At 72.4% G+C, this 9,524-nt stretch carries 10 protein-coding genes; 8 read left to right on the forward strand and 2 right to left on the reverse strand.

The genetic code is table 11. The features are described from left to right. Both ACIQOV_RS13060 and ACIQOV_RS13065 read right to left on the reverse strand, forming a co-directional pair. The coding region (locus tag ACIQOV_RS13060) for a sugar ABC transporter ATP-binding protein (protein WP_401048107.1) at positions 1-1,191 on the reverse strand (1,191 nt) is incomplete at its 3' end. 5 nt (positions 1,192-1,196) lie between these two features. Further along, on the reverse strand, positions 1,197-2,246 hold the full coding sequence (locus tag ACIQOV_RS13065; RefSeq protein ID WP_401048109.1) for a substrate-binding domain-containing protein: 1,050 nt from the start codon (positions 2,244-2,246) through the stop codon (positions 1,197-1,199). A gap of 186 nt (positions 2,247-2,432) precedes the next feature. On the opposite strand from ACIQOV_RS13065, the gene ACIQOV_RS13070 reads away from it, so the two are divergent. From ACIQOV_RS13070 to ACIQOV_RS13105, 8 genes are all read left to right on the forward strand, one after another. Further along, positions 2,433-3,200, forward strand: coding sequence for an SDR family NAD(P)-dependent oxidoreductase (locus ACIQOV_RS13070; protein WP_401048112.1), 768 nt, complete (start codon positions 2,433-2,435; stop codon positions 3,198-3,200). A gap of 60 nt (positions 3,201-3,260) precedes the next feature. Next, positions 3,261-3,977: a FadR/GntR family transcriptional regulator gene (locus ACIQOV_RS13075; protein ID WP_401048114.1), complete on the forward strand. Its 717-nt coding sequence runs from the start codon at positions 3,261-3,263 to the stop codon at positions 3,975-3,977. Beyond that, positions 3,974-5,119 (forward strand): galactonate dehydratase, encoded by a 1,146-nt coding sequence (dgoD, locus tag ACIQOV_RS13080; protein WP_401048117.1) that lies wholly within the window; start codon positions 3,974-3,976, stop codon positions 5,117-5,119. The genes ACIQOV_RS13075 and dgoD overlap by 4 nt, the downstream gene beginning before the upstream one ends. Continuing rightward, positions 5,113-6,000: a hypothetical protein gene (locus tag ACIQOV_RS13085; protein ID WP_401048119.1), complete on the forward strand. Its 888-nt coding sequence runs from the start codon at positions 5,113-5,115 to the stop codon at positions 5,998-6,000. Before dgoD ends, ACIQOV_RS13085 begins: the two co-directional genes overlap by 7 nt. 15 nt (positions 6,001-6,015) lie before the next feature. Then, on the forward strand, positions 6,016-6,642 hold the full coding sequence (locus tag ACIQOV_RS13090; protein WP_401048121.1) for a bifunctional 4-hydroxy-2-oxoglutarate aldolase/2-dehydro-3-deoxy-phosphogluconate aldolase: 627 nt from the start codon (positions 6,016-6,018) through the stop codon (positions 6,640-6,642). Further along, positions 6,639-7,604, forward strand: coding sequence for a sugar kinase (locus tag ACIQOV_RS13095; RefSeq protein WP_401048123.1), 966 nt, complete (start codon positions 6,639-6,641; stop codon positions 7,602-7,604). The genes ACIQOV_RS13090 and ACIQOV_RS13095 overlap by 4 nt, the downstream gene beginning before the upstream one ends. An 18-nt stretch (positions 7,605-7,622) precedes the next feature. After that, complete coding sequence (locus tag ACIQOV_RS13100; protein ID WP_401048125.1) at positions 7,623-8,507, forward strand: SMP-30/gluconolactonase/LRE family protein; 885 nt, start codon at positions 7,623-7,625, stop codon at positions 8,505-8,507. Positions 8,508-8,578: 71 nt separating this feature from the next. Next, positions 8,579-8,791 (forward strand): IS3 family transposase, encoded by a 213-nt coding sequence (locus tag ACIQOV_RS13105; RefSeq protein WP_401048127.1) that lies wholly within the window; start codon positions 8,579-8,581, stop codon positions 8,789-8,791. The last annotated feature ends 733 nt before the right edge of the window (positions 8,792-9,524 follow it).

Below are 9,524 nucleotides of genomic sequence, written 5' to 3' on the forward strand. Positions count from 1 at the left end.
GGTACGCACCCGTAGGCGGTCCGCGTACTCCTGGGCGAGGGCCTTCTCCCGGGTCCGGTTGACGAACCGCCAGCGGCGCAGCCTGCCGAGGCTGACCAGCGAGGTGTTGTCGCGGATGGTGCGCTGCAGGAACAGCGCCTGGGCCTTGCGCTCCTCCGGAGCGAGGCCGATCCCGGCGCGGATCGCGTCGGCCGGGCCGCGCAGCTGGATGCGGTTGCCATCGACCCGGACGGTTCCGGATCGCAAGGGGGTGTCGCCGGCCAGGGCGAGGGCGAGTTCGGAGCGGCCGGCGCCGATGAGTCCGGCCAGGGCGACCACCTCGCCGGCTCGGACCTGGAGGCTGACGTCGTGCACATCGTCGGTGCTGAGTCCGTCGACCTCCAGCACCACGCGGTCACCGGCCACGTGCTGGCGCGCGAAGAGGCTGGACAGGTCACGGCCGACCATGAGGCGCACGAGTTCACCCTCGCTGGTGGTCGTGGCCTCGACGGTGCCTGCGACGGTGCCGTCGCGCAGCACGGCGATCCGGTCGGCGAGCCGGAAGATCTCCTTCATCCGGTGGGAGACGTAGATGACGGCGATGCCCTCGTCGCGCAGCCGGCCGATGAGGGCGAACAGGGCGTCGACCTCGTGGTCGGAGAGCGAGGAGGTGGGCTCGTCGAAGGCGATGGCCCGTGGCGCGGTGTCGCCGGTCAGGGCCCGCATGATCTCGACCAACTGCCGCTGGGCCGCGGTGAGTTCGGAGCCGAGCAGGTCGGGGTCGAGGACGTTGTCGAAGCCGAGGCGTTCGAGGTCGGCGGTGATCCGGCGGCGCAGTTCGGCCCGGTCGAGCCGTCGGCCCGCGCGTCGCGGCAGGGCGCCGGCGTAGACGTTCTCGGCGACGGAGACGTGCGGGATGATCTCCGGCTCCTGCGGGATGATCCGGATGCCGGCGCGCCGCGCGTCGGTCGGCGAGTTGAGGTCGAGGACCTGACCGTCCAGCCTGATCCGGCCCCCGGTGGGCTGGTGGTCACCGGTCAGGATGCGCAGGAGGGTGGACTTCCCGGCGCCGTTCTCGCCCATGAGGGCGGTCACCTGACCGGGTGGGAAGTGCAGGGTGACGTCTCGCAGAGCCTGGACGGGGCCGAACCGCTTGGTGATCGATTCGGCCGCCAGCCCGGGCCCGGCCGTTGCGGTGCTGGGGATGTTCATTCGGCTCAGCTGCACTTCACGCCGGCGGACTGCCAGGTGGAGGCGTCGACCATCGCGGTCGGGGCGAACGCCTCGGCGGGCATCGGCTTGCCGTTCTTGAGGTTGTCGTACATGGTCTGCACGGCGAGGGCGCCGATGTCGCTGCCGTTGATGAACAGCGAGGCCTTCATGCCCGACGGTGCGCCCGGGCCCCAGTCCTTGCAGGCGAGGTAGGCGCCGAGGCCGACGCCGATGATGTTGTCGGGGCCGACGCCCGCGTTCTGCAGGGCCGTCACGCCGCCCTGCACGTTCTCGTCGTTGCAGCCCCAGACCACCCAGTGCTTGACGCCCGGGTTGGCGGTGATGGTCGCCGCGACCTTGTCCTGCGCACCGGTCGGGGTGTTGTCGGTGGCCACGTCGATGGTCTGCACGCTCGCGCCGGCGCCGCTGTTGAAGGCCTCCTTGGCGGCCTTCACACGGTCGCCGCAGACGGTGACGTCCTGCTTCGAGGCGGAGATGACGCGGGTGTCGGCGGCGTTCCAGCCGGCCTTCTTGAAGTCCTCGGCGGCGCGCTTGCCGACCTCGGCGCCCATCTGCTGGCCGGAGAAGCCGATCCGCGGGACCAGGTTGGCCTTGTCGCAGTTGGCCGGGGTGGGGCTGTTGGTGCAGACCTGGTCGTCGGAGGTGAGCAGGGCCACCTTGGCGTCCCGCGCGGTCTGCACCACCTGCGGACCCACCGCGGGGTCGGGAACCACGACGATCAGGCCGTTGGTCTTCTGCGCGATCGCGGACTGGACCTCGCTGACCGTCTTGTTCGCGTCGCTGCCCAGGTTGACCACCTTCAGGTCGATGCCGAGTTCGGCGGCCTTGGCCTTGGCACCGTTGGCCTCGTCGATGAAGTACTGCTGGTCGCCCTGCTTCTGCAGGTAGGTGAGGGAGACCTTCCCGGTGACCGGAGCGACCGAGGCCGGGCCGGCGCCGCTCGACGAGGTCTGACCGGTCGAACAGGCCGTCAGACCAAGGACGACAGCCGCGCCCAGGACGGCGGCCGCACCACGGGTGCGCGCAGTGATCATTTCGAGCTCCTGCCAGGGTGGGGGTGTTCAGGAAGCCGACTGGCCTTACGGGTGTGGTCCGGGAGCTGCGGCGGCTTCCGCCTCGCGCTGCCTGCTTGCCTGTCGTCCTGGGCTCGAATCCTGGGACCGGGCGACCAGGACTGTCAAGATATTTGCATAATTAATCAGAAGCGCTACGGTGGCGCCGTGACTGAGCAGACCTGTCGAAGATTCCAGGGCCGTGTCGCCCTGATCACCGGTGCCGCCAGCGGCATCGGTGCCGCGACCGCGCGGCGGCTGGCCGCCGAGGGTGCGGCCGTCATCGCCGTCGACATCGCCGATTCGGCCGGCCGGGCCGTGGTCGAGGCCATCACCGCCGAGGGCGGCCAGGCCGAGTACCGGCACGGCGACGTGACCCGCGCCGCGGTGTGGGACGAGCTGGCCGCGCACGTGCGCAGCCGCTACGGACGGCTGGACGTGCTGCACAGCAACGCCTACGCCGTGGTGGTCAAGCCCGCCCACGAGCTGACCGAAGTCGAGTGGGACACCCAGCTCTCGGTCACCCTCAAGGCGTCCTGGCTGGCGGTCCGCGCGTTCGCCGGGATCCTGCGGGACAGTGAGGGCTCGGTGGTGCTCACCTCCTCGGTGCACGCGCTGGTCGGCCTGCCGGGGCACCCCGCGTACGCCGCCGCCAAGGGGGCCCTGTGCGCGATGGGCCGTCAACTCGCCGTCGAGTACGGCCCGCAGGTGCGGGTCAACACCATCGTGCCCGGACCGATCATGACCGCGGCCTGGGACCGGGTGGACGAGGCCGGGCGGACCGACAGCGTTGCCGAGACGGTCGCCAAGCGCTTCGGCCGGCCCGAGGAGGTGGCGGCGGCCGTGGCCTTCCTCGCCTCCTCGGACGCCTCCTACGTCACCGGTGCGAACCTGGTGGTGGACGGCGGCTGGTCCGTCGTCAAAGCATCGTCGTGAACACTCGTCTGATCGGCGCGCGGGCCACCGGCCCGCGCGGAACAACGGAAGGGGGCCGCCGTGAACACCCCGGTACGAGGCCTGCACAGGCAAGCCGTCGAGGTCATCGGCGAGCAGATCGTCCGCGGCACGTACGCCCCGGGCGACTCGCTCCACCCCGACCGGATCGAGCAGGAACTCGGCGTCAGCAAGACCGTCGTGCGTGAGGCGCTACGGGTCCTGGCGTCCAAGGGACTGATCGACTCCCGACAGAAGCGCGGCACCTTCGTGCGACCGCGCTCCGACTGGAACCTGCTGGACAGCGACCTGCTGCGCTGGCAGGGCCGGGGCATCCCCGACGCGGCCTTCCTCGACAACCTCGGCGAGGTCCGCGGCATCGTCGAACCGGCCGGGGCACGGCTGGCCGCCGAACGCCGCGACGACGCCGACCTCGCCGCACTGGAGGACGCCCTCGACCGGATGGCCGCCGCGGGCAGCGACGCCCACGCCGCGGTCGAGGCCGACCTCGCCTTCCACCGCGCACTGCTGGCCGCCGCCCACAACGAACTCCTCACCCGCATGGAGGTCGTGATCGAGGCCGGTCTGCGGGTGCGCGACCACCTCGTGCACGGCGCCGACCACAGTGCCGACGCCGTCCCCGCCCACCGGGCCGTCCTGGACGCCGTCCGCGCCCGGGAGCCCGAGGCCGCCGCCCGCGCCGTCGAGGAACTGCTCGCCCAGGCAGCCGCCGACCTCCACCAGCTGACCGTCGACGCCGACCGGGGAGAGACCGGATGAAGATCACATCACTGGAGACATTCCTCGTCGCGCCGCGCTGGCTGTTCCTGCGCATCGCCACCGACGAGGGGATCACCGGCTGGGGCGAACCCGTCGTCGAAGGCCGCGCCGAGACCGTCCGGGCCGCCGTCCACGAACTCGCCGACTACCTGGTCGGCCAGGACCCGCTGCGCATCGAGCACCACTGGCAGACCCTCACCAAGGGCGGCTTCTACCGCGGCGGCCCGGTGCTCTCCAGCGCGGTCGCCGGCATCGACCAGGCCCTGTGGGACATCGCCGGCAAGACCCACGGCGTCCCCGTCCACCAACTGCTCGGCGGCCACGTCCGCGACCGGGTGCGGGTGTACGCCTGGATCGGCGGCGACAGCCCGGCCCATGTCGCCGAACTCGCCCAGGCCCAGGTCGACGCCGGCTTCACCGCCGTCAAGATGAACGGCTCCGCGCAGCTGCGCCCCATCGACACCCCCGCCCAGACCCGGGCCGTCATCGACCGGGTGGCCGCCGTGCGCGAGGTCCTCGGCGACGAGCGCGACGTGGCGATCGACTTCCACGGCCGGATGTCCACCGCCATGTCCCGGCGGGTGCTGCCCCTGCTGGAGCCCCTGCACCCACTGTTCGTCGAGGAGCCCGTCCTCCCCGAACACTCCCGCGACCTGCGCCGCCTGGTGGACTCGACGTCCGTTCCCCTGGCCGTGGGCGAACGGCTCTACTCCCGCTCGGACTTCCGCGACGTGCTCGCCACCGGCATCGCCGTCGCCCAGCCCGACCCGTCGCACGCCGGCGGCATCTCCGAGGTCCGGCGCATCGCGGCCCTGGCCGAGGTCCACGACGTCACGATGGCCCCGCACTGCCCGCTCGGCCCGATCGCCCTCGCCGCCAGTCTCCAACTCGCTTTCTCCATACCGAACTTCCTGATCCAGGAACAGAGCCTCGGGATCCACTACAACCAAGGCAACGACCTGCTGGACTACCTGCTGGACCCCGAGCCGTTCCGCTTCACCGACGGCCACGCCGCCCGGCCCACCGGCCCCGGTCTGGGCATCGAGATCGACGAGGCCGCCGTGCGCCGCGCCGCCGAGACCGGACACCGCTGGCGCAACCCCGTCTGGCACCACACCGACGGGTCCTTCGCGGAATGGTGACCGACCAGCCCGTCACCGTCCGCACCGACCTGCCCGTCACCATCCGCACCGACCTGCCCGTCACCATCCGCACCGACCTGGCCCACGGCGGCCGGTGGACCTCGCTGCGAGCCGGCGAACGCGAGTGGCTCTGGCACCGCCCCGACCCGGCCCGCGCCACCGTCCGCCCCGGGGACGCCTTCGTCGACGCCGGCGGCCTGGAGGAGTGCGTCCCGACCGTGCGCGGCACCCCCGACCACGGCGACGCCTGGTCCCGGCCCTGGCAACGCGACGGCGACGCGGACACCCTGCACTGCCCCGACTTCGTCCTGAGTCGACGCATCGACAGCGGACCGGTGGCGCTGCGCATCGACTACGAGCTGCACGCCGACCCGGGCTACCGGTTCCTGTGGGCAGCCCACGCCCTGCTCGACGTCACCCCGGACGCCCGGCTGGCCGCACCCGACGCCACGCCGACCCGGCTCTTCCCCGAGGCGGCCGAACTGCTGGCCCGGCCCTGGCCGGACGGCGCCCACCACCTCACCGGACCGTGGCCGGCGCCGCACGGCCTGCGCCTGGACCGGCTCGGCCCCGACGACGGCACCGCGGTCGGCGCGATCCTCACCGACTGCGCGAGCGTGACGGTCACCGACGGCCCCGACACGCTCACCTTCTCCCTGCACGCCGACGCCGACGCCGAGGTCCCGGTCTCCGTCGCCCTCTGGCGCAACCTGCGCGGCTTCCCCGCGTCGGCCCCCTACCGCAGCATCGGGGTCGAGCCGATGCTCGGCTCCGTCTTCGACCTCGTCGAGGCCGGGCCGGGAGACGCCGCACAGGTACCGCCCAGCGGGGTACTGCGCTGGCACCTCGACATCACCGCGACCAGCACCCGCACCGACTGACCGACAAGGGTTGCCATGCACCTGACCGAACTGCCGTACCGGACCCTGGCCATCGTGCGCGGCACCGACCGCGACGCGGCACTGCGCACCGTGCTCGTCCTCGCCGAAGAAGGCATCACCGCCGCCGAGGTGTCGCTGACCACCCCCGACGCACTCTGGGTGATCGAGCAGGCCCGCCGCGAACTCGGCCCGCACGCCACACTCGGCGCCGGCACCGTGCTGACCGCTGCGGACGCCGCCCGCGCCGCCGACGCCGGCGCGAGCTTCCTCGTCACTCCCGGCCTCGGCGACGACCTGCGCCGCCACCCCGTCCCCGAACTCCCGCTACTGATAGGCGCACTGACACCCAGCGAGGTGATCGCCGCGAACGAGTACGGGGCTCTCGCCGTCAAGCTGTTCCCCGCCTCCCTGGGCGGCCCCGGCTACCTGAAGGCCCTGCGCGACCCCTTCCCCGGCGTGCCGTTCGTCCCCGTCGGCGGCATCGACGCCGCCTCGGCGCTCGCCTACCTCGCCGTCGGCGCGGTCGCCGTGGGCGTCGGATCACCGCTGATCGGCGACGCCGCCGGCGGCGGGGACCTGAACGCCCTCCGTGCGCGCGCCGCCGACTGGCGCACCGCCCTGACCGAGGAGATCGCGGCATGACCGGCTCGCCCCCGCTCGAAGTCGTCACCGTCGGCGAGACCATGGCCGCCCTACGGGCCACCGGCCCGGTCAGGCTCGGCGCGCCGATGCAGCTCTCCATCGCGGGCGCGGAGGCCAACGTCGCCATCGGCCTGGCCAGACTCGGACACCGCACCGGCTGGGTCGGCCGCGTCGGCGACGACGAGTTCGGCGCACTCGTCCTGCGCACGCTGCGCGCGGAACAGGTCGACCTCAGCCACGCCCGGCTTGACACCGACGGCCGCCCCACCGGCCTGCTGGCCCGCGAGGACCGCATCGCCGACCTGGTCAGCGTCACCTACTACCGTGCCGGCTCGGCCGGCTCTGCCCTCCGGACCGAGGACGTCCTGCCCGCCCTCAACCCGCAGGTCCGCATCCTCCACCTGACCGGGATCACCCCCGCCCTGAGCCCCGGGGCCGCCGAAGCCGTCCACGCGGCGGCCATCAGGGCCGGTGAACTCGGCATCACCGTCTGCCTCGACGTCAACTACCGGGCCCGCCTGTGGTCACCGACCGAGGCCCGCGGCGCCCTGCTGCCACTGGCCCGGCTCGCCGACGTGCTGGTCGCCTCCGCCGACGAACTGCACCTGGTCGGCGAAGACCCGTCCCTGCCCGAGGACGACGCGATCGCCGCACTGCTCGCCCAGGGCCGCGGCGAGGTGGTGGTCACCCGCGGCGGCGACGGCGCGAGCGCCACCACCGCCCAGGGCACCGTCAGCACGCCCGCGCGCCGGGTGCCCGTCGTCGACGTGGTCGGCGCCGGCGACGCCTTCGTCGCGGGCTACCTCTCCGGCCTGCTCGACGGACTCGACGTCGAAGGCCGCCTCCACCGGGCCACCACCACCGGCGCCTTCGCCGTCACCTCACGCGGCGACTGGGAGGGCCTGCCCACCCGACGCGACCTCCCGCTCCTCGACCAGCCCGCCGGCACCACCCTGCGCTAGCCCTCCCGGAGAGTTCCGATGTCCTTCTCAAGCCACCTGCCCGGCCAGGTCGACGTCTGGGCCGCCGGCGACCACGAACTCGCCGAAGGCGCCCGCTGGATCGACGGACGGCTCGTCTACGTCGACATCCTCGCCGGCCGCCTCCTCGAAGTCCCCGGCCTCACAGGGCCGCGAACCCCGCGCGAGATCGCCCGCCTCGACGTCCCGCTCGGCGCCGTCGCGCCGGTCGGCGGCCGCCCCGGACACTGGATCGCCGCCGCCGGCACGGGCATCGCCCTGCTCGGCCCCGACGGCAGTCCGGACTGGCTCGCCCGCCCCGAGGACGGCTCCCCCGTCCCCACCAGGATGAACGACGGCGTCTGCGACCCGCACGGCCGCTTCTGGGCCGGCAGCATGCCCTACGACGGCACCCCCGGCGCCGGATCGCTCTACCGCACCGACCACGACGGCTCCGTGCACCGCGTCCTCGACGGCATGACGATCGTCAACGGCCCCGCCTTCAACAGCACGGGCAACCTCCTCTACGTCGCCGACAGCGCGGCGGGCGTCATCCACCGCTACGCCCTCGACCCCGACGGCAACCCGACCGACCACGCGGAGTTCACCCGCACGGCGGACGGCGGCTCCCCCGACGGGATGACCGTGGACACCGACGGCTGCCTCTGGGTGGCGATCTGGGGACACGGCGCCGTCCACCGCTACCACCCCGACGGCACCCACCTGACGACCCTGCGCCTCCCCGCCCGCCAGCCCACCTCCGTCTGCCTCACCCCGACCGGCGGCCACCTGCTGATCACCACCGCCCGCCACGGCCTCGACCACCCGGCCGGCCCGGACGGATCCGTGCTCCGCGCACCGGTCGCCGCAGCCGCCCCGCCCGCCCGCGCCTACCGGCAGGAGTAGCCGCACCCGACCGGCAGGACGGGGCCCCTCGGCATCGGCGTCGCCCCGTTCGACCTCGGACAGCGTCCGCGCTGGCCCGACCTCGGTCGTTCTTCGCCACGTTGAAGCGCGAACCGTTCTACGGCTCACGCCGGCTGATCAGGTTGCAAGCCCGCATGGCGGCCTTCGCCTGGATGGCCTGGTGCAACCGAGGGCGGCGTCACTCCGCCCTCGGCTACCGCAGCCCGGTCGACTATGAACGGCAACACGCCACGAGCGTCATTAACCTGGGCTTGGTCGTATAACAAGCGAGTGTCTACAACATGGGGCAAAGCCCGTACCACGTCACGAAGGCCTGCGTCGCCCAGTGGGCCGCAGCCACGGCCCAGGGCGACCACGAAGCCGCTGACCAGTGGGCCGGGGTCGTCAACGAACAGCCGATGGCCGATGTCGTGCAGGCGATGCTGCATCAGGCGCTCGATCCCGCCGCCGAGCTCGTCTTCGAGGACGACTCCCGGCTCCTTGCACATCTTCGCGAGGTCGGGCTCAGGTCTGCCCTGCTCATCCGTTGGGCAATGCGGCCGGAGACCCGGTCGGCCATGCGTTGCCCGAAGGGAAGCGGGAGATTCCCGGCTACACCTGCCGACGCACATCAGTGGCAGCACGAACCTGACGCCGGCGAATCAGCAGTGCTCGCGTACGCCCTGGTACGCGCCCCGAACGTGCGGCCTAGTCGGGTAGCCGGGTCACGGCAACGTGGCCCGGTTACCCGACTAAGTATTCGGCGGCGAGGGCGGAGAACTGGAAGGCGAGTGAGTCGAGGGATCGTGCGCCACTCGGGGCAGCGCAGGGGATCCGCGCACAGTTGGACCGTCTGTCAACGATCTCTGAATTTTCAGCGATCGGCGACACCATCACAGCGAGTTCGGTGAGTACGACCTGTGGATGGGTATTCCGAGTTCCACTGCTCTGTATGCGGTTGCCCACCAAGCGTGGCTGAGGGGCGCAGCGGAAGGGGTATCGGTGGGGACTTGTCGG

The sequence above is a fragment of the Kitasatospora sp. NPDC091257 genome (genome assembly GCF_044757675.1).
Classification (GTDB): domain Bacteria; phylum Actinomycetota; class Actinomycetes; order Streptomycetales; family Streptomycetaceae; genus Kitasatospora; species Kitasatospora lactacystinica.

Coding starts and splice junctions, on each gene's coding strand:
- ACIQOV_RS13065 (WP_401048109.1), bottom strand. CDS start 2,246: ATGATCACTGCGCGCACCCGTGGTGCGGCCGCCGTCCTGGGCGCGGCT.
- dgoD (WP_401048117.1), top strand. CDS start 3,974: ATGAAGATCACATCACTGGAGACATTCCTCGTCGCGCCGCGCTGGCTG.
- ACIQOV_RS13085 (WP_401048119.1), top strand. CDS start 5,113: ATGGTGACCGACCAGCCCGTCACCGTCCGCACCGACCTGCCCGTCACC.
- ACIQOV_RS13090 (WP_401048121.1), top strand. CDS start 6,016: ATGCACCTGACCGAACTGCCGTACCGGACCCTGGCCATCGTGCGCGGC.
- ACIQOV_RS13100 (WP_401048125.1), top strand. CDS start 7,623: ATGTCCTTCTCAAGCCACCTGCCCGGCCAGGTCGACGTCTGGGCCGCC.
- ACIQOV_RS13095 (WP_401048123.1), top strand. CDS start 6,639: ATGACCGGCTCGCCCCCGCTCGAAGTCGTCACCGTCGGCGAGACCATG.